Annotated in this window: 14 protein-coding genes; 5 read left to right on the top strand and 9 right to left on the bottom strand. The window is 46.4% G+C overall.

What is annotated here, in order from left to right; genetic code table 11:
- Positions 1 to 7: 7 nt before the first annotated feature.
- The 7 genes from AAHN97_RS07995 to AAHN97_RS07965 form a co-directional block, all read right to left on the bottom strand.
- Positions 8 to 2818: a SusC/RagA family TonB-linked outer membrane protein gene (locus tag AAHN97_RS07995; RefSeq protein WP_343307045.1), complete on the bottom strand. Its 2811-nt coding sequence runs from the start codon at positions 2816 to 2818 to the stop codon at positions 8 to 10.
- A gap of 17 nt (positions 2819 to 2835) precedes the next feature.
- Positions 2836 to 4326: a RagB/SusD family nutrient uptake outer membrane protein gene (locus tag AAHN97_RS07990; RefSeq protein ID WP_343307044.1), complete on the bottom strand. Its 1491-nt coding sequence runs from the start codon at positions 4324 to 4326 to the stop codon at positions 2836 to 2838.
- Between the two features lie 10 nt (positions 4327 to 4336).
- Positions 4337 to 7564: a SusC/RagA family TonB-linked outer membrane protein gene (locus tag AAHN97_RS07985; RefSeq protein ID WP_343307043.1), complete on the bottom strand. Its 3228-nt coding sequence runs from the start codon at positions 7562 to 7564 to the stop codon at positions 4337 to 4339.
- A gap of 108 nt (positions 7565 to 7672) precedes the next feature.
- Positions 7673 to 9103, bottom strand: coding sequence for a sialate O-acetylesterase (locus AAHN97_RS07980; RefSeq protein WP_343307042.1), 1431 nt, complete (start codon positions 9101 to 9103; stop codon positions 7673 to 7675).
- A 28-nt stretch (positions 9104 to 9131) separates the two neighbouring features.
- A complete protein-coding gene (locus AAHN97_RS07975; protein WP_343307041.1) occupies positions 9132 to 13196 on the bottom strand; it encodes a hybrid sensor histidine kinase/response regulator transcription factor in 4065 nt (1354 codons plus the stop codon).
- Positions 13197 to 13215: 19 nt separating this feature from the next.
- On the bottom strand, positions 13216 to 16845 hold the full coding sequence (locus AAHN97_RS07970; protein WP_343307040.1) for a glycosyl hydrolase family 28-related protein: 3630 nt from the start codon (positions 16843 to 16845) through the stop codon (positions 13216 to 13218).
- A 66-nt stretch (positions 16846 to 16911) separates the two neighbouring features.
- Positions 16912 to 20697: a PA14 domain-containing protein gene (locus AAHN97_RS07965; protein WP_343307039.1), complete on the bottom strand. Its 3786-nt coding sequence runs from the start codon at positions 20695 to 20697 to the stop codon at positions 16912 to 16914.
- Positions 20698 to 20902: 205 nt separating this feature from the next.
- Between AAHN97_RS07965 and AAHN97_RS07960 the strand changes: the two genes are divergently transcribed.
- From AAHN97_RS07960 to AAHN97_RS07950, 3 genes are read left to right on the top strand one after another with little or no spacing between them, the layout of a single operon-like run.
- Positions 20903 to 21460, top strand: a complete 558-nt coding sequence (locus tag AAHN97_RS07960) for a dihydrofolate reductase family protein (RefSeq protein ID WP_343307038.1) — start codon at positions 20903 to 20905, stop codon at positions 21458 to 21460.
- Between the two features lie 20 nt (positions 21461 to 21480).
- On the top strand, positions 21481 to 21834 hold the full coding sequence (locus tag AAHN97_RS07955; protein WP_343307037.1) for a YciI family protein: 354 nt from the start codon (positions 21481 to 21483) through the stop codon (positions 21832 to 21834).
- Position 21835: 1 nt separating this feature from the next.
- Entirely contained in the window at positions 21836 to 23029 is a 1194-nt protein-coding gene (locus AAHN97_RS07950; protein ID WP_343307035.1) for an RNA polymerase sigma factor, read from the top strand.
- Here the strand turns inward: AAHN97_RS07950 and AAHN97_RS07945 are convergent.
- Together AAHN97_RS07945 and AAHN97_RS07940 are read right to left on the bottom strand one after the other, a co-directional pair.
- The gene (locus AAHN97_RS07945) at positions 23024 to 23602 is read right to left on the bottom strand and encodes a dihydrofolate reductase family protein (RefSeq protein ID WP_343307034.1); all 579 of its coding nucleotides are present in this window, start codon (positions 23600 to 23602) and stop codon (positions 23024 to 23026) included. The genes AAHN97_RS07950 and AAHN97_RS07945 overlap by 6 nt on opposite strands.
- 3 nt (positions 23603 to 23605) lie before the next feature.
- The gene (locus AAHN97_RS07940; RefSeq protein ID WP_343307033.1) at positions 23606 to 24214 is read right to left on the bottom strand and encodes a GNAT family N-acetyltransferase; all 609 of its coding nucleotides are present in this window, start codon (positions 24212 to 24214) and stop codon (positions 23606 to 23608) included.
- A gap of 131 nt (positions 24215 to 24345) precedes the next feature.
- Here AAHN97_RS07940 and AAHN97_RS07935 point away from each other — a divergent pair, with 131 nt between their 5' ends.
- Entirely contained in the window at positions 24346 to 25179 is an 834-nt protein-coding gene (locus AAHN97_RS07935; RefSeq protein ID WP_343307032.1) for a helix-turn-helix transcriptional regulator, read from the top strand.
- A gap of 111 nt (positions 25180 to 25290) precedes the next feature.
- Entirely contained in the window at positions 25291 to 25701 is a 411-nt protein-coding gene (locus AAHN97_RS07930) for a hypothetical protein (RefSeq protein WP_343307031.1), read from the top strand.

Below are 25701 nucleotides of genomic sequence, written 5' to 3'. Positions count from 1 at the left end.
TTAAAAATTACAACTTCACATTGATGCCTGCCACAAAACTCCTTACCTGCGGCAGGTCCATATAAGTGATACCCTGGTTTAAACTTCTTTCCGCATTAGTCAGGTAACTGCCTGCCACTTCCGGGTCCCAACCGGGGAAACGGGTAAGGGTGAAAAGGTTCTGCGCAGTGAGATATATCCTTGCTTCTTTCAGGAATTTTATTTTTTTGATAGCATACCCCAGTGTGAGATTTTTCATACGGAGATAGGAAGCATCATGTAAAAAGCGGGTGGTATTACTGCCTGCAACAGGATCGTTGTAACGCAACTTCGGAAAAGAAGCCTGTGTGGCTGTTGCCAGCAGGTTATTCTTTCCTTTCAGGTAGCTCAGTTCCCGCTCACCTTCATCCAGCAGGTAGTTGCCATATGAAAAAGTGATAAAGGCAGAGAGGTCAAAATTCTTATACGTGAAAATATTATTCAGCCCACCGAAAAACTTAGGTGCAGAAGGTTTATTAAAATGCGGGATACGTGCACTGTCTATCCGGGCAGCGGATATAGCCGGTACCACTTTACGGTCGCGGTCATAGATCAGCTCCTGCCCTGTTGCAGGATCTACTCCCGCATATTCCGCCAGGTAATAAACACCGGCAGCATGCCCGGTATAGTTAACGATGTTTTTATGCGCACTCACCTGGTCCGGCGATAATCCTCCCAGGTCTGATATCTTATTCTGATTATGTGCAATGGAAAGTTCCGTATTCCAGGTGAAAACGCCCTGCACGTTTCTGGAAGCGATGTTCAGTTCAATGCCCCTGTTACGCATAGCGCCGCCATTTAACAACAAACCAGGTTCTTTTACACCGGAGGACAAGGGAACCGGGAACAGGAGTATCATATCTTTTGTGGTACGGTTGTATATATCCAGGGATCCACTGATGCGGCCTTTCAGCAAGGAAAAATCCGCCCCTATATTGATCTGTTCCTGTTTTTCCGGTTTAAGCGAAGGGCTTCCAAGTCCTAATGCATGCACACCTGCCTGTAACAGGTAACGGGAAGAAGGGCTGATGCCCCATCTTTCCAGCGAAGAATAATTGCCGATCCCGTAATTGCCCGTCCATCCATAACTCGCACGCAACTTTAGTGCACCGGAGAAAATATAACCTGCGGATAAAGCCGGGAATACCTGGTACTTATTATCCGCGCCAAAACGGGAAGAAGCATCTACCCGCACAGTCGCGTTCAATAAGTATCTTTCTTTAAACACATAATCCGCAGTAGCAAAATAACCGGTCAATACATTCACATTGGTCACCAATGCTTCAGGCGTGATCTGGTTCCTGTAAGCCGCAGCAGCCGGCTGGCGCAGGAAATCACTCACAAAACCCTCTCCTTCTGCAAAGAAATAAGGATTATCATTGTAGTAAACCTCAAACCCTCCCAATACGGAAAGATTATGTGCGCCCTTTATCTTTTTATAGGAAAGCGTAGCGAGCAGGTTGTATACGTTTTCAGAATATTTCTCGTAACCCGCATAAGCAAGAGGAGTACCTTCGCGGCCGGTACCTGAACCAACTGATCCATACCGCAAACGTTTGGAGATGTAATCACGGCGGGTATGATAGTATTGGTCCATCGCTGCATCTACCCGTAATTCCAGTCCCTTCATCACCTTATACCCCAAACCTGCTGCAACAAACACCCGTTTCGTTTGCTCTTCATTATCATAATCATTCTTACTCATAAAGCTCATAATGTTAGAACCGGGAAGATGGTACACAGCGGGATCTGATGCATAAAAATAGGTGCCGTTCGGATGGTACCATGGAAATACCGGCAGGTTCCTTTGTGCGGCGCCAAAACCTCCACCTTCACTTCTTCCAACAGGCATATTAAAGTACTCGCTGTAGTTCATGCCAATGTTTGCATTGATACTAAGTTTTGAGGTCAGCTGATTCGTAAATTTAACCTTACCGGTATAACGGGTAAGATCATTACCCGTAAGTATGCCCGCTTCCTTCCGGTAAGAACCCGAAAAGTAAAAAGCGCTTTTGGCCGTACCACTTGAGGCGGATAAAGATAATTGCTGCACACTCCCCTGACCCAGCACCTGTGATAAATGATCTGAATTCACACCTGTTGCAGTGGCCCTGTTGAAACCTTCAACAACCGGCAGGGGGCCTTCTCCTGTTTGCCCGCTGTTCTGCCAGGCCTGATCCAGCAACCGGAGATAATCCGGCCCGTTCAATAAACGAACCCGGTTAGTGGTTTGTGTGATGCCGGTATAGTAATCCAGCCGCACATCAGATCTGTTGGGCCTGGCATTTTTAGTAGTGATCAGGATGACGCCGTTGGCGCCCCTTGCACCATAAATAGCGGCGGCGCCTGCATCTTTCAACACCTGTATAGATGCTATGTCCATAGGATTGATATCACTTAAGGCATTGAACACAGCCCCCCAGTTTCCACCAATGCCTTCCGGCGCGATCTCACGCGGGCCTGCATATACAGGTATCCCGTCTATTACATACAAAGGTTCTGTTTCCCCATAAATGGAACCTGTTCCCCTTACCCTCACCGCCACTTCGGCGGATGGCATCCCGTTTGCCTGAACCGTATGCACACCTGCCATCTTTCCCTGCATGGCAGCTTTCAGGTTGGGCACCACCAGGTTCTCCATCGCTCTGCTTCCTAAAGAAGCGATAGACCCTGCTACATAAATTGCAGGTATTTTACGGTAACCTGCCTGCACCAGCAAAGAATCTGCGTCTACCTGTGCAGTAGCCACAGTTACCATGCCCAGCAACAGGAACAGGCCTGTAAATATTTTTCTTATCATGAGAAGTGATATTTTCATCAGTAATTATTTTCCAGCTGCGGATTCCTTGCCATGTCTTCCTGTGAATATTTTAACACAAGGTCCTTACTGTTCCATGCAAGCGGTTGTATCCCGGCGCGTTCACCCGGCAGCACCATTTGTTTCTTTCTTCTGAGATCATGTAACCTGTCTCCTTCGAAGCAGAGTTCACGGATGCGTTCTGTACGGATGGAATCCAGCAATGCTTCTTTGGAAATAGGTATGGTGAGCAAAGGGATCTGCGCTCTTTGCCGTACGGTATTACAATCTGCCACCGCATCCTCCAGCCGGTTGTCTGATGCATAGATCTCTGCCCTGTCCAGTACCATTTCTGCAGATCTGATCAATGGTATATTGAAAAAATCCACGAGGCAGTATTTCGTGGGGCTGATCCTTCCGTCAGATAATGTTTTGAACAGGGTCAGCCGCAGGTCCTGCGGATAGAAATGTGCATCTGTTATAAACTGCATGGTAGCAATACCTTTGGAGGCAACAGTTGCAGATCTTGGATAAATGCTTTCCGGGTTGGTGCTGTTCCAGTAGGTAGCCTGTGAAGCATTGATAGCCGTGGAACTCGTGGTTTGATAGATACATTCGGGATCTGTATTTTCCGCTCCCCTGGCTGAGAACAATTGCGTGAGACTGGCTTGTAACGGATACCCCGTGATCACACCAGGTGTACTGCCTATCAGTTGATCGATCATTTCCTTTGCCTGTACATAATTGCCCTGCTGGAAATATACTTTTGCCAGAAATCCTTTTGCGGCATCCCTGTAGGCACGGCCTTTATAAACACCGGAATGAACACCCTGAACAAAGGTTTCCGGCAGCAGGCTATCTGCCTTTTGAAGGTCACGGATAATGAACTCATATACCTTTGCAACGCTGGCGCGTGGTTTGATCTGGCTTATACGGTCATCCACCGGTTGTTCATTAATAATAATGCCGGGATGGCTGTTATCTGCCGTAGTGCCCCATGGAAGCGCCCAATATCTTACCAGTTCAAAATGGCAAACGGCACGCAGGAAATAACATTCTCCCATGATGCGGTCCTTATTATCGGCATAGGTAAGATCGCTTTCCGCCAGTCCGTTTTCACAGGCACGCAAAATAAGCGCGGCCGTGTTCACACAGTTATACATATCCCGCAAACGCACATCGCTCACCAGGCGGGGATCAGTAGAACTCACCGGCTCCGTTGCAACCGCATCGAGGTTCCGGTCATAGATAAACTGCTGCGTAGGCAATACAGCGCCACCTCTTACCAATAAATGATCCGACAGTAATTCAGACCATATCGTAAAATGCCTGCCCAGGTCTGTATGCAACTGCTGGTAAGCAAAGTTGAGTCCTCCGTTCAATCCATCCACGCTGGACAGGATGAGGGATTCAGGAGAAACAGATGCGGGAACAATGTCCAGCCTTTTTTCACAGGCCTGGAAAGTGATCAGCGGCAGTGAAAGTAATATGAAGAAGAATAATTTTTTCATGCTCGTTTGTTTAAAATCCTACATTCACCCCAAGTGTAACCGTCCTGGGTTGGGGCACTACATTCTGAATGATACCGTAGCTGAAATTCCGGTCACGGTTATCAGTGGTCACGGGGATATTAGCCGCTTCCGGATCAACACCTTTGAACCTGGTGAACAGCAAAAGATTTTGCCCGGTCAGGAAAATACGTGCTGATTTAAGCCGCACCCTAGAGTATATGTTTGCAGGAACAGTGTAATTGAGTTGTGCATTCTTAAGGCGGATGAAAGATGCATCAGATAAGAAACGCGTAGTATTGGTACCTCTTAATTTATCATTGACGGCATCATTATAATACAGCTTCGGCACATCTGTAACCTGCCCCGGCTTATTCCACCGGTCCATTACTTTGGCGGACAGGTTGCCGATATTGATAAAGGTTCCACCATTGTTGAAATTAATATTACCCACATAACTGGCCACCCGTTCTCCTGCATCCAGGATATAGTTCCCTACGCGGTAGGAAAAGAAAACACTCAATGAAAATCCTTTGTAAGAAAATGTATTACCGATACCACCATAAAATTTCGGCGCAGGCAGTTTATCGAACTGTGGTTTCTTTGCCTGTGCCAGTTCCTGTGCATTGAGGCTGCTGGCCAGTACCACTTTGTTATTCTTATCACGGATCAGTTCCCCGCCGGTGGCAGGGTCTACACCAGCCCATTCAACAAGATAGAATACCGGCCCCTGATATCCAACGTATAATTGTACATCCCCGGCGCCACCTGAAACCGTTTCCGGCGTCAGCCCGCCTAAGCTGAGAATATGTGTTTGATTAAAGCTGATATTGAAATTTGTTTTCCAGGTGAATGCACCTTGAACGTTGGTAGAGCTGATGGCGAATTCTATTCCTTTGTTCACCAGGTTTCCCCTGTTCTCCAGGTATGTTTGACTGCTACCCGGTGCCCCGTAACCAAAAGTTGTACCGGTAGGAATGGACAGCAGCAGATCCTGTGTTGTGTAATGATACACATCAACCGTTGCGTCCAGCCGGTTCTTAAATAAAGTAACATCAATACCTGCATCATACTTTACGCCCTTCTCCCAGTGCAGGTTAGGGTTAGCAGGACGGGCAGGCGTACTGGTGGCAGAGCCCATATAACCGGAAGTATTCTGGCTCGTGCTCCAGTTGGCAATGTGAGCGATGTTGCTGATCCCTTGTGCATTACCTGTTAATCCTCCACTCACACGCAGTTTAAGCAGGTCTATAAAAGTGGCGTTCTTCAGGAAAGGTTCATCAGAAAGTATCCAGCCTACGGAAACCGCAGGGAATGTTCCGAAACGCATGTTCCTGCCAAAACGTGAACTGCCATCCCTGTTCACTACCAGGCTCACATTATATTTCTCGCGGTACTTGTAGTTTACACGAAAAAAGTAACCAAGGTTGGCGGAAGGTTCTCCAACAGCGCCCGTTTGAAAAGCATTGTCGATATACGCTGCCAGGGATGGATACAATAAATGCCTGTTCGCATAATTCTCTCCGTACATGGCCTCATACCGCATGTCTATTTGCGAAAAGCGCATCCCCAGCACTGCATTTAATTTATGTTTCTTCCCAACAGATCTGTCATACGTAAAAAAGCTTTCTATAGAATTGATAAAACCATAAGAGTTCTGATGTGATGTTCTGGCCAGCTGATCGTCCGCAAAAGGGCTGATAGTGCTGGCAGAATTGGTCCGCAGCCGGAGCATTCCGTCAATGTAAGTACGGCCCAGCTGGTCCATATCCTCCCGCTGTACATTGGTCCTGGACTTCAGGCCGGGTAACAGATCGGCTTCAAAATAAGCAGATGCCAGCAGGCGTATCCTCTTGCTGGTGTTCTCATACAGGTCCCTGTTGAGAAAAGCCAGCGGGTTGGTCCATGGGTTGAAATAAGTACCGTCTTCCTTATACAATGGATAAATAGGCAGGTTCGTTGATACGGCTGCGCCATAACCACCGGCGGCAGTTACAGAGCCTGAACCCAAACGGTATTCTTTATTCAGGGACGGTGCAACACTGGCCCCCAGGCGGATAAATTTATTCCAGGTATGATCTATATTAACACGGAAGTTGAACTGGTTCATCTCCGAGCCCCGGATATTGGCTACCGTACGTTTATAAGTTCCGCTCAGGTAAAACTTTGTTTTCTCACTGCCATTACTGGCGGTCAGGGTAACTTCCCGGAAAACACCGGTACGCATGATCTGCCGGAGGTAATCAATATTAGTGGCTTCCGCGGTAGCCCTGTCAAAATTTTTGATGCCGGGCATCGGTGTAGGGGGTACAGGCTGCCCCGCATTGGCAGGGTTACTATAGAAGGTGTTGGCATAAGATTCGTCCATGATGGTAAGCAGCTGAGGACCATTCAGCAGGTCCCTTTCCCTGGAAAGTTCAGTGATACCATTAATAACACTCAGGTTGAAAGCTGTTCTGCCCGCTTTGGCCCTTTTAGTGGTGATCAGGATCACTCCCCCGCCTCCTCTTGCTCCGTAAATAGCTGCGGAAGCTGCATCCTTTAATACTTCAATAGATTCAATATCCGCTGGGTTAATATCTGCTATACCGTTTGTTTGTGTTCCACCCAGGTTGAGATCGTTCGTGATGGGTCCGTCGCTATCCCCGCCACCGCCGGATAATATCGGAATACCATCTACCACGTAAAGCGGGCCTGCACTTCCGTTCACCGTATTCAATCCCCTGATCCGGACGTTTAATGCAGCCCCGGGTACGCCGCTGGACTCATAAATTTCAACGCCAGGCATTTGCCCCTGTAAAGCAGACTGGAAACTGTTTACATTGTATTTTTCGATCTCCTCTCCTTTTATGCGCGAGATGGAACTGGTTACATCCCGTTTTTTCTGGGTACCATACCCAACGATCACCACTTCATCCATTGCTTTTTGGGAAGGGCTCAATGTTACATTAATAATCGTTTTGCCTTTTACGCCCACTTCTTTCCGTTCAAAATTCACATAACTGAAAACCAGGATGGCATTCCCATCCGGCAATTTGATCGTATAGTCACCATTCTCGCTGCTCATGATGCCGATAGTGGAAGATCCTTTGAGTGTTATACTCACTAATGGTAAGGGAGCGCCCTTATCGTCCGTTACCTTTCCTTTCACTACCACCTGTTGCCCAAAAGCATCCGGCAGGTAAGCGCAGCAAATAATAACCAACGTGAAGAGCTTGTAAAAACAGTATCTGCTTTTCATAATAAGTGGAATATCAGAATTTATAATAGTTGGTGTGGAATACCCAAAACTATACAGGAGCCTTAAACAACAGGTATACTATAATTGCAGAATGGTATACAAACCATCTTATTTCTTTCCGACCGTGATCCCCGGCCATTCATCTGTTCTGAAAGGATGTGCCGGAAGGCCCTCCTTATTATATAAATTGATGGTATGGGGATTATCCGCCCAGCCATAACGTACGGCTACCGGATGCGGAACTTTATCTGTTTGTACAATTACGGTTGAATCATTCAGCACTTCGGCGGTTGCCCAGTAAAACTGTTGGTTTTCCCCCGCAATGGAAAAGCCCTTCAGTGTTTCGCCGTTTTTAATGATGAGCCCGCTGCCGGTTTCACGGAACCGGATCTTCATAGAACGTCCGTCTTTTTCAAATGAGTCATACAGCGGCCCGGAATACACCAGGGTTTTCCCATAAGCAATTTTCAATGCGTTAAGCGCCAGTCTTCGCCCTACTTCCTGTTTATTCTTTGGATGGATATCCCCGGCTTCTCCGATATCAATGGCAACGGCCATACCTGTATGAGGAACTTTTAATGTCATGGCCTGCGCTTCCCGCAGTTCCGCCCATTTACTGTCAGCAGGTGTATCTACCGGCTGAAGGTAATTGGCAAGCGATACAAAAAGGAAAGGGAAAGTATCCCTGTTCCACTTTTCCCGCCAGTCGCTGATCAGGGAAGGGAACAAACGGCGGTATTGCCATGCCCTGTCCCGGTTACCCTCTCCCTGGTACCAGATCACACCTTTTATGCCGTAGGGTATCAGCGGATGGATCATACCATTATATAATAAAGTGGGAAAATCATTAGGGCGGTTGGCCTTAACAGAATCTGCCGTTTGAAGGCGGCGTAATTTGGGTGCAAAGTCTGCATCCTTTTCAATTGTATTGCCGCTTACCCATGTTTCAGCCACTGTGCCGCCCCAGGAGCTATGTATCAGGCCAATGGGAACTTTCAGTTCATTGCTGAGATGACGTCCAAAATAATAGGCAGCCGCGGAAAAACTCCCCACCGTTGCGGGAGAGCATTCTACCCATTCCCCATTATCCAGGTCCTCCTGCGGTAATTGTGCTACTCTTTTGGGAACGGTGAATAAACGGATAGCAGGAAACTGAGCCGCTGCAATTTCCTGCTGGCTGTTGCGGGATGCCTGTACCGTCATGGTCATATTGGATTGCCCGGAACAAACCCACACCTCTCCTATCATCACATCATTCAGTTCTATTTCATTCTTTCCTTTAATGCGGATCCGGTAAGGCCCGCCATATTCCATCGCCGGCAATTGCGCTTGCCACTGACCGTTCTTCCCGGCCTTTACTTTGATAGTTTTGCCGGCAAAAGAGATCTTCACTTTTTCGCGTGGGTCCGCCCAACCCCAGATCTGGTTAACGCTACCCCGCTGTAATACCATATGAGAACTAAAAATACGGGGCAGCCGGATATTAGCATTACAGGTAATGGCTGCCAGCAGCAATACCAGGAGAATGGTTCGTTTCACAGTGTATAAGTTTTATAGTTTCCGAAAATTATAATTGCAGCCGGTATTGCTCCCTGTATTCTTTTGGCGAACAGTTATAACGTTTTTTGAATTCCCTGAAAAAATAAGAGCGGTTGTTAAAACCGGTTTTATAAAACACCTCGGCTACCGTTAACTGCGTAGATTGCAGAAAATGAGCAGCCCGCTGCAAACGCACATGCCTGATGAATTCAGACGGCGTCATATTGGACAATGCCTTTAGTTTCCGGTACAGCTGGGTTTTGCTGATCATCATTTTATGCTCCAGGAAAGCGCTGTCCAGCTCAGTATCTTCCATATTCTCTTCCACGTGCCGTACGATATCACTCAGAAATTTCCTGTCCGCATCTTCCAGTTCTTCTTCCGCAATGCCTGCCGTGATATCACTTTTCCGGAACAGGTTCATCATCCTGGCACGGTATTCCAGCAATTTGCGCACCCTTACCTGTAAATGGGTAGTATCAAACGGTTTGGGAATATAAGCGTCCGCTCCGGCGTCATATCCCTCCGTCTTTTGTTCCAGGTTGCCTTTGGCGGATAACAGTACAAAAGGAATATGGCTGGTGGCAGGTGCGTTCTTTACTTTATTGCACAATTCAAGACCGCCTATTTCCGGCATCATAATATCGCTGATGATCAGGTCAGGCAAAGTGTTCTGCATCAGCTCCAATGCCTCCCGCCCGTTCTCTGCTTCATAAACAATATATTGTTCTGAAAAAATATCGCGGAGCAGGAAGCGCATGGAAGGCTCATCATCCACCACCAGTATGGACCTTTTATCTTCCGTATCCAGGTCTTCCAGGATAGCCCTTTTATTATTCTCTTTGGCAGACAATTCTGCAGAGGGTTCACCTCCCGCAGTAATAGACCTTAATAAATAAGAAGGCGCTGCATTTACCGGCCTGGCATCTGCTTCTACCGGTACAACGGGTAGTTTTACCAGGAATGTTATCCAATCTCCCTCAAGGAATACCTGTATCTTCCCTTTCAGCAAACGCACCAGCTGCTGCGTAAAAGCCAGCCCGATACCATGACTGTATTTGTCAGGTGAAATCTCATTTCCCGCATAGAATTCATCAAACACCTGCTGCAATTGTTCTTTTGAAAGTTTACAGCCGGAATTACCAACTTCTATTTCCAGCCATTCATTTTCCTGGTGTAGAGATATGATAATTTCATGCCCGCTTTCCGTATGCCGGAAGGCGTTGGACAGGAGGTTGAAAATGATCTTCTCCAGTTTATCCTTATCCGTCAGGATCGTAATGCCCGGCTTTATATCCGCTGAAAATAACAGTTCTTTCTGCTCACGCACCGGTTCAAATAACCTGGCAATTACCGTGAGCAAGGTAGAAACATTCAGTTCCCTGTAATCTACCTGCAGGTATCCCGCTTCCGCTTTTCTGAAATCCAGCAACTGGTTCACCAGGTAAGTAAGCCGGGAAGACTGCTGATGAATAATGGAAAGAAAACGATTCTTATGGTTCTGCTGCTCCACGTGCTCGTTCCTGTACAGTATCCGCTCAACAGACCCGTTTATAAGGGTAAGCGGCGTTTGCAGTTCATGTGCAATATTGGTGAAGAAGTTCAGCTGTTCTTTATGTAACTCCTCATCCTTTAACCGCAGCAGTCGCTCCGTTTCAAAAGCATGCCGTTGCCGGGATTGTTTTGAGAAATGCCTGATCAGCAGCACCACCGCTGTTCCCGCCAGTAGTATATAAAGTGTGATGGCCCACCATGTTTTCCATGGTGGCGGATATACAATGATCTCTAAAGTGGCAGGTGTTTCATTCCAGGTACCTGAGCTATTGGCTGCTTTCACAGCAAAAGTATAAGTGCCCGGATCAAGGTTGGTGTAGGTCACAGACCTGTCTGCCGCATTGGTATAGATCCATTCCTTATCAAAGCCCTCCATCCTGTATGCATACGCGTTGTTCTCCGGGTTGGAAAAATGAAGGCCGGTAAAGCCGATGGTAAATACATTATTCCGGTAGCCCAATGCGATCTTCTTTGTCTGCGTGATGGATTCCTTCAGGATAATATCTCCGTTAAACACCTGGTTGATCCCTACTTCCCTGTTAAACAATTTAAGGCCGGATATCATTACCTCCGGAGCGGCAGTGTTGGAGGAAACCTGCGCAGGATCAAAAACCAGGAAGCCGTCTGATGTGCCGAACAGGAAGGTATGGTCATTATACTTATAAGCGCTGCTGTAACTAAAAGTAACAGTAGGCAGGTAATGCCGGAACTGTTCCTTTGCAATATCAAAACGCAGCAGCCCCTTTATAGTGCTGATCCATAAAAAATTACCCTTATCAGGCAATATGCCGTTGACAGATTTATCAGGCAGGCCATCCTGCTCCAGGTAATTTTTTACAGTTACCTGCTGCAGGTTCCCGGTCATCACTTTATTCAATCCCAGCTCTGAGCCTACCCACAATACATTCCGGGGTTGCTCTGTGATAGTATAAATGATATTGCCTAACACTTCTTTGATCCTGGTGAAACGCCCGGTGGAAGGATCCAGGTAACTCAGTCCTGACGTTTCAAATCCTACCCAGATATTGCCTTTATGATCTTCATAAAGTGAACGGACAAATGCAGAACTGAGGCTTCCCGGATCATTAGGATCATGTTTATGCCAGGTATTTGTACCGTCTTGCTTTATTTGTAACAATCCCGCATTCGTGCCTATCCATAAATTATTCCTGGAGTCTTTCAGGAAAGCAAATACCGCCAGCCCATCTACCGCTCTTTGGGAAGAAGAAGGATCAGATGGATCTAATTTCACTGCACCTCCTAAAGTACCCAGCCACACTTCCTTATTTTTGTCTATATACAGGGAACGGTGGGCATTATAAGGAGAACCCGCCGGTGGCAGCAAAAAAGTAGCCGTGGAATTATCTGCTATATTGTATTTATAACAGGCATTCTTTGCCGTACCTACCCAGATGTTCAGGCCATCCACTGTAAAAACGCTGCGCACCTGGTCTACAGCGGCAGGGTCTTTGAATGTGTAAAAATGAAAAGGTAATACATGCAGGTTGAGTTTATTCAATCCCAGCTCCGTACCGCACCACAGATTATCCGTACGGTCAATAAAAACAGTGTAGGCCGTATTATTACTAAGACTTTGATTGTTGAAAGGATTATTCCTGTAAAACCGGATATTGTTATTCGATCTGCCCAGGCTGGCAAGCCCCCGGTCTGTTGCCAGCCAGAGATCGCCGGTAGTGGATTTGCAGATATCAAACACTTCCGTATGTTCCAGTTCCGGGTTCAGCTCATTGATCATACTGCTTAGCTCATAATCCCCGATGATAGTATTGAAACGTAACATCAGCACCCCGCTGCTGGCAGTAGTGATATACAGGTCCCGTTCATTTTCCAGGATGGACCAGAAATAGCTGCCGTAAGGGTCTGGTTTTACTTTGATGGGATAGAGCCGGAAAGTATGATCTGTGGTATGATAACGCACCATGCCTTCCGTTGTGGCGATCCAGATGTAATCGTCCTGCGAGCGAATGATCTTGCTGATATGCGTACGCAGCGGGAACTGGTCATAGACTTTGAAACGGCCGGTTGCAGGGTCTAAGCTGGTAAGCCCCTTCTGCGTTCCGATCCATAAAATACCCTTGCTGTCAAATTGCAGGGCAGTGATCTTATTGGAAAACAAGGATCCCTTATTCCCCGGAATATTTACATAGGATGAAAACTGTTCTGTTCCTGTATTGAAAACATTCAAGCCGTTCAACGTGCCGATCCATATATTTTTATCCGCATCTTCGCAGATAGCAAAGGCCCAGTTACCTGAAATACTGTTGGGATGATTGGTGCTGTAATATTTTTTAAAAGTATACCCGTCATACCGGCTCACACCGTTCATGGTACCCACCCACAGGAAACCGCGGCTATCCTGGAAAACAGACCTGATACGATTATCAGGTAATCCGTCTTTACTGGTATACCTGCTGAACTGAAGGTCCTGTACGATCTTGCCCGTTACACCATTTTGCCGGCGTGCAGCTGCTGCTGTTACAACACAGCACCAGATCATGATAAGGAGTAATGTTCTCAATATTTAAATATAATGTTTTTTATGGCTGATGTACTTCCAGGTATGCAATCCCTGATGTACCTGTCAACTCAATTGTATGCGGCCCGTTCGTTAATCCTGACACCAATGTTGTTCTGTAAACCTGCGCCGGATCTGTTAATACCGGAGGTACATACTCCGCCGGAAACGCAGGTACAACTGCCCATTTCACTTTGAACCCAACAGGTGTTGAAACCTTAAACACTTCCCTGATCTTATTGAATAAGATATCTCCCGGTTCTATCATTACCCTGCCGGAGCGGGATGTAAAAACAGCATTACTGCTTCCCTTTCCATCTTCACCTGTAACAGAGCCGGTTAACTTAAATGTATATACGCTGGTATCAGCGTTGATATCTGTTACTTCCAGTGTCCAGTCTTCTTCCACCAACGGGCTGGTATGACTTACACGGCGTATGGCAGGCCACCAGGTTCCGGGGCCTGCACCCGGCCGGGTAATGATCAGGCGCTCTGCACATGCCGTAACAGGTTTACCATCCAGCAGTATTTGTACATTGCCGGGATGCTGTCCTTTCAGGGAGGCTGCGTTGCTGATCACATCAACCCGGTTACCCGTAAAGCTGATCTTTTTTCCCGGGCGCGGAACGATCCGTTCCAATGGCTTTGCTTTAAACAAAGGATTGTAATGAATATGCCTGCCCACTAATTGCGCCAGCAGCCAGTTCCCTTCCACGTTGGGATGCACATTATCCCTCAGCAGGTCTTTGGGTTCCAGTTTATTATCTGCGAGGTATCGCGTCCATTCCGTAGAAATATCCGCCAGTTCACACTGGTATTTATCTGCGATGTAACGCAGGTAATTCATGGCTGTTATGCCCGGCTTTTTCTGATCTGCATTTAAATGATGGTTCATTAACAGTATCTCTGCCGTAGAGGTCCGGCGCAGGTTGCTGAAGAACTCTTCCAGTTCACCTGTTCTTTCTCCGCCATATACATGAAAGATGATAAGGTCTGCAGTGGAATTATATACATCATGCGGGGCCGTACGTACGATCTGGCTGGCGGCAAAACCACCTATGCTGCGGTTTTCGATCGTAATGGCTGCATGCGGGAATTTCTCTTTTAGATAATCACTGATCTTTTCTGTAAATACCTGGCTGCCGGTAATAGATTGTCCATAGATCAATATCCTTACAGGCAAATGTTGCTGTGGTGTACTGGCAGCAAGTTTCTCTGCTGTTCTTGCCAGGCGCGCACCCAGTGAATCAGGATTCACCGGAGGCGCAGGCATGGGCATATTCAAACGGGATGGATGAACCATTTCGTATTGCTGTAATGCTTTTAATTCCGCCGACTGTTGTGAGAGATCAGATCCATCCTCATATACCGTGTAATGAGCAGCCGGTCCTGATGAAAAAACCTTCTCTGTTTGTAACGCTTTGTTGAAAGTGAATATGCTTCCTAAAATGCCCGGCGTTACCGTATCCCGCGATATACCTTTACCTTCTTCATCCAGTACATAATTTACATACCCTTCATTTTTAACCCAGCCATTCTTTACATTCGGCGTAAATGCTGTTATCGTATTGCGGCGTACTTCCAGCCCCAGGATACCTGTACCAAAAAGCTTATCAGATTTCACCTGCGCTAACCATGCCGCAATATAGGCCGGCCGTATGCCATTGGTATTTTTAAGGATGTTATCTGCCACCAGGATATTCCATGCAATGTTGTAGCGGAAATTAGCGGTTCGCTGATCAGACCGGATGTAAATTCCTTCTGAATTGATCAACTGGTTACCGGCGATAACAAGGTCAGTTCCTCCGCTATAGATCCAGATGCCGCGGTTATTATCCTTCAGGATATTATCCCTGATGATCATTCGGATGGCAGACCATTGTGTGACCACATATCTGCTCCCCGGGGCTGGTATAACATCCCAGGGTTTGCTGATCCTGATAGTTGTATCCGTATTACCGGAGATCGTTCTCCATTGACCCGCACCTTTACCACTTACGATCGCAATGCTGTAATTAGTGGGATGAATAACGTATTGCCAGTCTGTACTCGCACGGTCTGTGAAATCCTGGTATTCATTTTTATTATCGCTTAAAGAGGTAGCCGTAGCTGCCGATACACGGCCCAGTGTTTGCTGGTTGGCCATGCCGCCCTGGCTCAGGATGGTTTCCCCCTGGTTCCTTACGGGGATTGCTTTCCCCCTTACTTCAAAACTGTTTGCCTGCACCAGTACATCCGTTACATAATCCAGGCTAAGGCCGCCGGTTTCATGATGGGCCTGATGATCCCCGTCACGCACAAAAAGATTGTTTTCAAAAACAGCATGGTGACAACCATTCGCACCAAACCTGCCGGCGTAGTAATAACTTTTATTGTTACGGAAAGTGAGGTTATAGGAATTCTTTACATCCCAGGGCCATGTTCTGGTAGGTCCGTTGATCCCTCTTACATGAATGGCTGTACTGTTAAACGTGCAGCCTTCCACCAGTAGTTTATCTACATTCACCATCGCCAGTCCCCAGCCATTGTTAAAATCGAAATGACAGTTCTGCAGGATAACTGAAGATCCGCCTTCCGGCATGTTCTTAATAGTATGTACAAATTCGCCGCTTTCGTTCCTGTTCTTCAAAGTCAATCCGATCAATCCGCTGGTGGAAATGCCACCCGGCCAAACCATGCCCATTCCTTCCACCCGGCTATCCGGCCAACCCAACGTCCAGCCATAAGAAGCCTTCACCCGTTCTGAGGAGAACGGTTTGCCATATCCGTATTGAATGATCGTTTTATCTGCGCCCTCTCCTTTCAGTACAACGCGCGATCTCATCATGATGCCACAACCTGTATCATATAAAAGCTGGTAAGTACCGGCAGGCAGGTATACAATTCCCCCGCCGTCTGCATGCGCTTTATCAATAGCTGCCTGTATCGCAGCACGGTCATTAGATTGACCGTCCCCTGTTGCATGTTGTTGCAAACGCGGATCTTTTTGTACATCGTAAATATTTCCGGTAAAATTAAAATCAGCCACCCAGGGCACATTCGTAGAAAAAGGAATGGTTCCGGATCTTCTTATCGTGATGGGCTGATCAAATAATGTTTCTGCTCCGCCACCGTTGCTGATGTAAAGTTGATAGTGAACACCAGGCACCAAACCTTCCGGCGCTTTCAGCTGTATTTCATAAGGTCCGGATTTTATCACGGCCGCTTCCAGCGAGCCGATGGTACCGGGCCCGCTAAAGCGGACCCGGCTCCTGGCTCCCGTCAGGCCAAGGTTACGGCCGAATAGCCGGAACACTGTACCTGGCATGATCTCATTAAATTCTGCAAACATGATACGGGCACGGTTAATAAAACGGGTGTCACTTTTTACGCCGTTATTTTCTATCCATACCGTATACACGCCTCCTGCCATTTCTTTTGGTATCCTTGCCGAGATATAAGTATCTGATGTATGCAGTGGCGGCAGTTGTACTTTACTGCCATTTTTCACCATGCTCAGCCATACACCGGGATGCTGGCCGAAACCATCCCCCTGTATGCCGATCACATCACCCGGATCTACAGATTCACTGCAATTGAATATAACAGGTTTGCTCTGTGCAAAGCCCCTTAGCTCACATAACAACATCACTGCCAAAATCAGATATCTCACCATCATTACATTTTAAGTTCTTCTATTAAAAATAAAGCCTGTTCTTTTAATTCGCAATGTATCCTTTTAAAAAACAACCAGTTTCTCCGCATGCCGCTGGTTCACGATCACAATATAAATTCCGGGAGTCAGCTTTGTATGGAACCGGATGTTATAAATACCTGCTCCCTGTTTACTGAACCTGCCTTCATACACCGTTCTGCCGGAGAGGTCTACCACCCTCGCATGCAGATCTGTAGTTGTTTTGCCGGAATAGTTGAGATAAAATCCGGTACTGCCGGATGAAGGATTAGGATATATTTTCAACAGGTCCCCGGAAATTTCTTCCTGTACAATTGGCCTGCGCTGCATAATAAAACCACCGCCGCCAGGAAGCATTGAAGTTTGGAATTTCATCTTCACGAAGTCTATTGCGCGGCCGGAGTTGAATTGGTTAGTAAAAGCAAAGAACCGCATTGTTTTAGGTTTATTCGCATGTGCTGCCGGGTCAAACTTAACAGCCGTAACCGGTGGGAAAGGCCCATACTGAACGGTAGCGCTGTCGCCGGACATCGTAAGGTTGAAAGGTTGTGCTTTAGAATATATCATAAGCATGGCAGTGTCGCTGCCGGTAGCCACTTTCTTATTATTAAGATATAAGTGCGTAAGCGTGCTGCCATAGTTGCTGACCCAGAAAAACCGTGTGATCACTTTCCCCTGATCGTCCAGCACTTCCAGGAAACTGCCGCCCCTTCCATCTGTGCCCAGTTTAAGGCTGTCTTCATTTGGCAGGTTCTTTTCATAATCCAGCACGCCTTTCAGTTGCCAGCCTGTAATACCATTATCTACGGTGCCAAGGTCCCTGTTCACATAAGCAGTAGAACCCTCAGGTTTGATCACATACTTGATACAAAGGTCCGGCGATAACCTGTTCGTTCCTTTGATATTGGTTTTCACCAGCCAATACTGGCGGTATTGATCTATGGTATCATTCAGCAAAGGATTCCTCGTCCATCCGTAAGTATTATTTTCAAGCGGTTTATGATAAGGAAGGTTTTCCAGCAGATCATATCCGCCGGAATAATCCGGAATGGAATCAGGATACAACTGAGAGAATGGGATCTCTTCTTTCACCTGGCTGCTGCTGCTCCAGGAAAGCGATGCAGAAGAAGCGCCCGCCGTTTCAAAAACCTCCATCCTTACAGGGTAACGCAATCCTGCTACCATGGCCACCGAGTCACTGTATTCTGCTGCATTGGTGGTATCGCGTTTACTGATGATCAAACGTCCGTCCACCCATAACCGCACACCTTCATCTGTGTTGGTATATAAGCGGTATTTCTGTGTATACAAAGGTTCAATATATCCCGTCCAGCTGACAGAAAAACGACTTGTATCAGAAAGACCAACGCCGGTATGGTTGATATGTACCACAGAATCAATGCGGCTCAGTTTGTGATATACGTTATTATGCCGCAGATCGTCATAGTAAGAAACACGCAGGCCCATGCCATTACGTATAAATGAAACAGTATCCGTTTGAATAGCGATTGTTTCCAAACCCGTAATACGCCAGCGGTGGATCCCGCCATGATGCCCTTCATCATTATGATAGAGATAAACCGTATCGTTAATTTTCACCACGTTTGCACTGAATGCGTTACCAGCCATGCCCGCAGTAGCTTCCTGCCCTTTCACATCCGGCCCCAGTACACCAAACTGGTTTACAAAAAGCCCGTTATCATACACATGGTTCCATTTATTCGTCTGGCTGTTCTTCCAGAACTCACCATGATAACCCCAGAATATATTGCGGTCCAAAGCCATAGCAGGTACGCCGGAATATTCTACATTATTGCCGATATCGTAACTACCATCTGCCGGAAATTCTCCCATATAGTCCGGCTGGGTACTCATAGCTGTACGCCATAACCATTTATTAGTTCCGGGTTTCACCCCTCCGAGATGATAGTTATCATACAGGGCGCCGTGATAATTGGTAGCATCAAAAGCAATCACCACACCGGAAGATGTGATCTCTCCGGACCTTAATTTATTAGGATTTCCAAAATAACCAGGATCCCTGCCGGTCATAGGAGGAGAAGCGGCGAAAATAGAATCCGTGCTCCATAAAGGATTAAATGAACCATCAAAACCGGTAAGCCTTCTTTTGGACCATTTCGTTGTTTGCCCTAATACCTGCCGCGTCATTTTCCGCAGAGAGCCATCCGGGTATAACTGGGTGAGTTGCAGATTATCGGAAGTAAGGAGTACGTTAGTATACCGGAGATTACCGGAAGGTGGCAGTTCCACTACCTCCCATTTGTTGGTATTTGTAGTGATCCTTTTAAGCAAAAGCGCATAGGTTCTGCCGTTGCTTAAAGTGGCTAAACCACGGAAACGGTTATAGGAATCAATATGAGCAGAGTCAATAACATAACCCCAGTTCCTGACCAGTTTCCAGGAATCATTATTCCGGGCAAGGGGTTTGGAATAATCTATTTCATATTCCATCCAGTCCGCAAATACGCGGGAGGGGTTATTACCGTCAACAACGCAGTTGTAAAAATGTGGAATGTAGGCGATCCTGTCCAGGAAAGTTCTGTTGGCCGCAAAATGCTGCGCGCGGCTGTTACCGGCATCCCCTACCCAAAAACTTCCGTCAGGCTGGAAAGCAATAAAAGTTCCCAGCACACCCAGTACCTGGTTCCAGTAAAACTTATCATTACTCACAGTTGGGCTGGTGGCATAACCGCCAGCCTGTCCATACGTCCATCCGGCAGCGCCTGTTGAAAGATCAAATGCTTTCAGCTGCTGGCTGGTACCGCCATCCGCAATCACGATAATTTGGTTATCCGGAGCCGCGGCCATTGCCTGCGGATCTTGCAGGCCGGATATGATAACACCCGTTGAAGTAAGAACGCCACTGGTATCTACGGTGAATTTTTCCACCCTCCTGCTTCCCCCGGAGATGTAGGACATCCAGAGATGATTGGCTGAATCCACTGTAAGGGCGCCGGGATCTGTATAAGATAGTGTTTGTACTACAGCGCCTGTAGTTTTATTCAGTACATGCAGTTTGTTGAGGATGCCATGCGATACGAACAGGAAATTACCAGACGGCTGTACGGCCAAACCGGATGCCAGGCCATTTGCATTATTAATGGTGTCTATAGCACCGGCATAGGTCCTTCCTATTCTCGCCTTATATGAACGGCCGGCAGGGAAAACAACATCTGAGTTATTACTTGTTCTGGTGGCAAATACAAAATGATAGTTTGCATTGGGAGCGGTGCGTTTGTCATAGCCTGCCCAATACACGTAATTCCCATCAGAAGCTACAAAGTTGGTGATCTGCCCGGTACCCTCACCAGCCGGCAGGATCTGTATCCTGGACCGGGGATTGTTCAGGTCAAGTTTCAACTGGCTGGGATTGCCTTCGGAATAACTCTTGCAGGTATAGGCATACTGGCCAACTACCACCATGCCGTTTATTCCGGCGTACCCCCTTTGAATGGTAGGCCCTGTCAATGCATCTGAGTTATTACCAATGGTGCCCTCCCATACATAATTAACATTGTTACTTAACACCTTAATATAATAGTTACCGTTTCCGGCCAGTAAACCTTCATCCGTTTTTCCATCCCATGTGCCGGTATGTGTACCTGCGGAATATACAATACCACTCCATAAGGTCCGGATCAGTGTACTGTCTGCTGCAAATACCCCCGCACTGGTTTTGGCGGAAGCAGGCAGGGAAAAAGTAAAACTCAGGGTAGGATCAGGTATGGTGTCAGGCCCTGAAGCCAAAACTGGTAAGGACAGCCCCCATAAAAATGCAAACAGGAGCATTGCGCGTGTAAATTTTTTCATATTACGTGGATTAATAAAGAATAGGTAGATTTCTCCCGATAAATCTACCAGTGAAGCAGTTCTAATGAATACACTATACATCCATTTTAGGGTACTATAGTGCCAAAACGGGGTATAATTACTAAAAACCCCCTGTCATGCATCTTCTAAATGTCCTATTTCCGGAATCTCATTTGATATAGGTATATCACCAAATCTTATTATCATGAGAACGTTGAATGTATTTAACTTCATTACCCTGAACGGTTACTTCAAAGGCCCACAGGAAGATATCAGCTGGCATGTTCATGGCGGCCCTGAAAGTGAATATGGTGTGGATGCCTTAAAGTCCGGCAGCACACTTGTTTTTGGCCGCACCACGTATGATATGATGTCCGGTTACTGGCCCAGCCCGGAAGCGCTCAGGAATATGCCGGACATGGCCAAAGGCATGAATGCCGCAGAAAAGATCGTTTTTTCGAGTACCCTCAATAAAGTGGACTGGAATAATACAACAATAATAAAAGGTAATATCATAGAAGAAATGACCCGGATGAAGCAAGGTACCGGCCCTGACATGACCATCCTGGGCAGTGGCAGCATCATCAGCCAGTTTGCCGAAGCAGACCTGATAGACACCTACCAGATCATGATGGACCCTATTGCTATTGGAGATGGCACACCCATATTCAAAGGCATCACCAAAACGCTGCAGCTGGAACTGGTGAATGCCCGGACCTTTAAGAGCGGTGTAGTATTGCTGAGCTATCAGCGGATTGCTTAAATTACATTAAAAGCAAACAAATGGACGAATATATCATCCTCATGCGCCTGGACCTGCTCACCAAAGAAGCACAGCCTTCTCCGGAACAAATGCAGGTATATATGAAACAGTACCAGGATTGGGTGGGCGGTATTGCTGCGCAGAACAAGTTCAAAGGAGGCACCGGTCTGTCCACAGAAGGCAAAGTATTGAAGAATGACTTGGTCACAGACGGCCCTTATGTAGATATTAAGGAATCCATTGCCGGGTTCATCACCATAACTGCAAAGGACTTCGATGAAGCGGTAAAGATAGCCCGGGAATGCCCCATCCTGAAAGGAGAAGGCAATACGGTAGAGGTAAGGAAGATTGTTTCCGTGCACAATCAGCAGTAAAATGGAACTACCACATCTGTTCAGAACAGAATACCGGAAAATAGTATCCGTGCTCTGCAAACGTTTTGGGTTTGAGCAGGTAGAGATCGCAGAAGATATTGCCAGTGATACCTTCCTCACTGCTACACAGGCCTGGGGATTAAAAGGAATGCCGGAAAATCCCACCGCATGGCTGTATAGTGTGGCAAAGAACAAAGCGAAGAACTACCTCCAGCGCAGCACCTTTTTTGAAGATAAAATTTCAGCGGAGCTAAAGAACAGCTCCGCTGAAATCATGGAAACAGACATAGACCTTTCCCCGCAAAACATTAACGACAGCCAGTTACAGATGATGTTCACCATCTGCCATCCGGCCATTTCCGGTGAATCACAGGTCGGCTTGTCACTCCGCATCCTTTGCGGTTTTGGAATTGAAGAAATAGCAGACGCTTTCCTCACAAATAAGGAAACCATTAATAAACGGTTATTCCGGGCGAAAGAAAAATTGCGGGAAGAAGGTATAAAGATTGAATTCCCCGCCCCGGCTGAAATAGAGCAACGGCTGGAAACGGTGCTCACTACCATTTACCTGTTGTTTAACGAAGGATACACCAAGCTGCGCAAAGAGATCTGCCTGGAAGCCATAAGGCTCTGCATTATGCTGGTGGAGAACAGTGATACCAATACACCTCCCGTGAATGCATTACTGGCGCTCATGTGTTTTCACGCTTCAAGGTTTGAAGCACGCTCAGGTAAAAATGGTGAGCTGATCTTGTATGAAGAACAGGATACCAGCCTCTGGAATGCAGATCTGATCAGCAAAGGAGGGTATTTCCTCCGTAACTCTGCCAGCGGAAAGGTCACCAGGTACCACCTGGAAGCCGGTATTGCTTACTGGCATACCCAAAAGGAGGATACAAAGGAAAAGTGGGAAAAGATCCTGCAAAACTATAACCGCTTATTGCAGATAGCCTACTCTCCTGTCGCCGCACTCAACAGGACCTATGCACTTTCAAAAGCAAATGGTAAACAGGAAGCTATCCTGGCCGCAGAAAAACTGGAACTTACAGATCATCATCTCTACTATGCCTTGCTGGGCGAACTATACACAGGTATCAACAACACAACAGCAAAAGCACACTTTACCCAAGCCATTTCCCTGGCTAAAAACAAGGCAGAACAGGAAGCCCTCCTGCGAAAGATGAACTTATTATGACTCCTCCCGCTGCGCTTCATAACGCAACAACACTATCCCGCATGAAAATGCAACAGACTCCACCATTTTCAGCCTTATCTGATGAGTGATCATATTGAAAATCGACTTACTGCTCCCGATCACTGCCGGATTTACAAATAAGTAATATTCATCGATCAATTCCTTTTCTATCAGTGAAGCATCAAAAGCCGCACCACCATACACGATAATATCTCCCCCCTCTTTCTTTTTCAGCGCCTGTATCTCTTCTACAAAATCGCCATTTGAAAGCACTGTGTTCTCCCACTTAGACTCCTTCAATGTTCTGCTAAAAACAATTTTGGGCGTATCCATCAACTTTTTAGCAAATGCATACTCAGGATTGTCCGGCTCGGCAGATACAGAAGACCAATATGCCATAAATCCATCCGTCATATTCCTGCCCAGCAGCACGGTATCAACGTTGGATGTTAAATTCTCCACATAAGCCTTCAGCGCATCATCCCAATTGAAGATCATCCAATCCATTTCTCCATTGTTTCCGGCGATGCACCCATCAACGGACATTTGCACCTGTAGTTTTAATTTCCTCATAAGTTATTTATTTCCATTTGTTAAAGCATCTCTCCACATAAACCAGTTCTTTACGCCTGATAGCGTATCTACAGCCACTACCCGGAAGCCGTATTTTTCGTACAGTGCAACATTCTCTATCTTATCTGTTTCCAGGTATGCCGCCTCCTTACCTGAATCTGCAATCAGGCAGAACCGTTCAAGCAACGCAGAACCGATCCCATTCCCCTGCATAGCTGGCAATACCCCCAGCGGGCCAAAATGGAGATGCCTTTCCTTTGGATCATGTTTAGCCCAGTTAGCTTTCCATTTCAATACCCCCGGAAGCCTGTAGCCTAAAATGCCAAACATCGAAGGCAACATCCCCAGTGTTTTTAGGGGTGGTATCTGGCAGCAGCCTGGAGCATAATAATTCATCAGTCCTACTATCCGGCCATCTTTCCATGCCGTAAAGAGATTGCACTGTGGTAATTGAAGCACTTCAATAAACATGCGGGTTTGCATCTGCTCAGCTTTCTCATCCGCAGCGCCAAAAACAGCCAGATGCAGCGGATTACGCAACATAGCCTGCGCAACAACTGATGCGGCCTCGGGAATATTCCCCGGGTCGGGCCCTATTATCTTCATATCCATATTGACAAAATTAAGTTGACAGATCTCACGAAAATAGAATGAAAGCGACATAATTGGCCGGGATGCACACCTGTTTCCTTCTTTTGGGGCATTCTTTGCAAATCCTGCAATTTTCCTGAAATTCGCAGGCAATGGTTATCCTTCAGCCCCCATATTATCTCAGTAATTACATTGAATTCTTCTGGTATACCAGCGAAGAAACCGGAATTACTGACATTAAAAGAGTAAAACTCATTCCAGATGGAAAACATGGTTTAATATTTCAGCAGAGAAATGGCAGATCCGCCATCAGTGAAGAAAATGGTAATTTATTACCGGTTGGGTTTCTATATGGACAAAGTTCAGCTCCTTTCATAAACTACATCCATGGCGCCGTATCAGTATTTGGAGTATTTTTTAAGATCCATGCTGTTAAAGAAATTTTCAAAATTGATGCAGACCTGATCGCAGATGGCTTTGTTGATCTTGACGACCTGGCGGGATATAAGATCAATGAAGTACTATTGAACCTGCAGCATCCTTTAAAAATCAAAGAATACCTTTCTGCCTTTTTCTGGAAAACGCTTAGCCGTTATGGCAAAACTGATAAACTTATTGAAGACAGCATCTCCACGATACAAAAAAGGGTGAATGATATCAACATTAATTTCCTCTACAAAGAATACAATATCTCCAAAAGACAATTTCAGAGAAGATTCAAAGAGAGGGCAGGTATTCACCTGGGAACTTTTATACGGGTGCTGAAATTTCAAAAATCACTGCAACTACTGCATATAAACAAATTTGAAAAGCTTTCTGACATAGCCTATTCATTAGGGTATGCGGATCAGTCACATTACACCAGGGATTTTAGATCCTTTACAGGTTACACCCCAAAAGACGTATTAAAAAAACATATAATCATACCCGAAAATACAATTACCGCGCATCCACTGCTTCAAACCCGGCGGCATATCTATTTTTGAATAGATCCAGGCCTTAACCTGTCGCAATTACCCCCAAAAATGTCGCTTCTCACCCACAGCCGTTTTTTCCCCCTGGCCTACTTTTACAAGGCAAATAAAACAAGGCATAGCATGGAAACCTCATTCTTAGAGAAAGACATTAAGGTCTTTTATGTAACAGCAACTTCCTTTCCAGAGGGCGTGCTGGCAGCACATGAACAACTGCACAGCATGGTGCCCTTTTCCACAAAAAGGGGATACTTTGGCATATCCCGCCCTGAGAACGGCGGAGAGATTGTTTACAGAGCAGCTACCGAAGAAACCTTCCAGGGAGAGGCAGAGCAATACAAATGCGATACCCTCATCATCAAAAAAGGCAAGTACATCCAGATTGTTGTTAAGAACTATATAAAGGACATCCAAAGCATAGGAAGGGCATTCGACAAACTGCTGGAACAACCGGGTTTAGATCCCCAGGGATATTGTGTGGAATGGTATTTGAACGATAAGGATGTGAAATGTATGATCAGGCTGGAAAAATAA

The organism is Chitinophaga niabensis (genome assembly GCF_039545795.1).
Classification (GTDB): domain Bacteria; phylum Bacteroidota; class Bacteroidia; order Chitinophagales; family Chitinophagaceae; genus Chitinophaga; species Chitinophaga niabensis_B.
Note: the sequence above shows the minus strand (reverse complement) of the source record. Positions and strands in the feature narration are given on the sequence as shown.

Excerpts from the sequence above, each read along its gene's own strand:
- AAHN97_RS07995 (WP_343307045.1), bottom strand. The coding sequence starts at position 2,818 with ATGATAAGAAAAATATTTACAGGCCTGTTCCTGTTGCTGGGCATGGTA.
- AAHN97_RS07990 (WP_343307044.1), bottom strand. The coding sequence starts at position 4,326 with ATGAAAAAATTATTCTTCTTCATATTACTTTCACTGCCGCTGATCACT.
- AAHN97_RS07985 (WP_343307043.1), bottom strand. The coding sequence starts at position 7,564 with ATGAAAAGCAGATACTGTTTTTACAAGCTCTTCACGTTGGTTATTATT.
- AAHN97_RS07965 (WP_343307039.1), bottom strand. The coding sequence starts at position 20,697 with ATGAAAAAATTTACACGCGCAATGCTCCTGTTTGCATTTTTATGGGGG.
- AAHN97_RS07960 (WP_343307038.1), top strand. The coding sequence starts at position 20,903 with ATGAGAACGTTGAATGTATTTAACTTCATTACCCTGAACGGTTACTTC.
- AAHN97_RS07955 (WP_343307037.1), top strand. The coding sequence starts at position 21,481 with ATGGACGAATATATCATCCTCATGCGCCTGGACCTGCTCACCAAAGAA.
- AAHN97_RS07950 (WP_343307035.1), top strand. The coding sequence starts at position 21,836 with ATGGAACTACCACATCTGTTCAGAACAGAATACCGGAAAATAGTATCC.
- AAHN97_RS07945 (WP_343307034.1), bottom strand. The coding sequence starts at position 23,602 with ATGAGGAAATTAAAACTACAGGTGCAAATGTCCGTTGATGGGTGCATC.
- AAHN97_RS07940 (WP_343307033.1), bottom strand. The coding sequence starts at position 24,214 with ATGGATATGAAGATAATAGGGCCCGACCCGGGGAATATTCCCGAGGCC.
- AAHN97_RS07935 (WP_343307032.1), top strand. The coding sequence starts at position 24,346 with ATGGTTATCCTTCAGCCCCCATATTATCTCAGTAATTACATTGAATTC.
- AAHN97_RS07930 (WP_343307031.1), top strand. The coding sequence starts at position 25,291 with ATGGAAACCTCATTCTTAGAGAAAGACATTAAGGTCTTTTATGTAACA.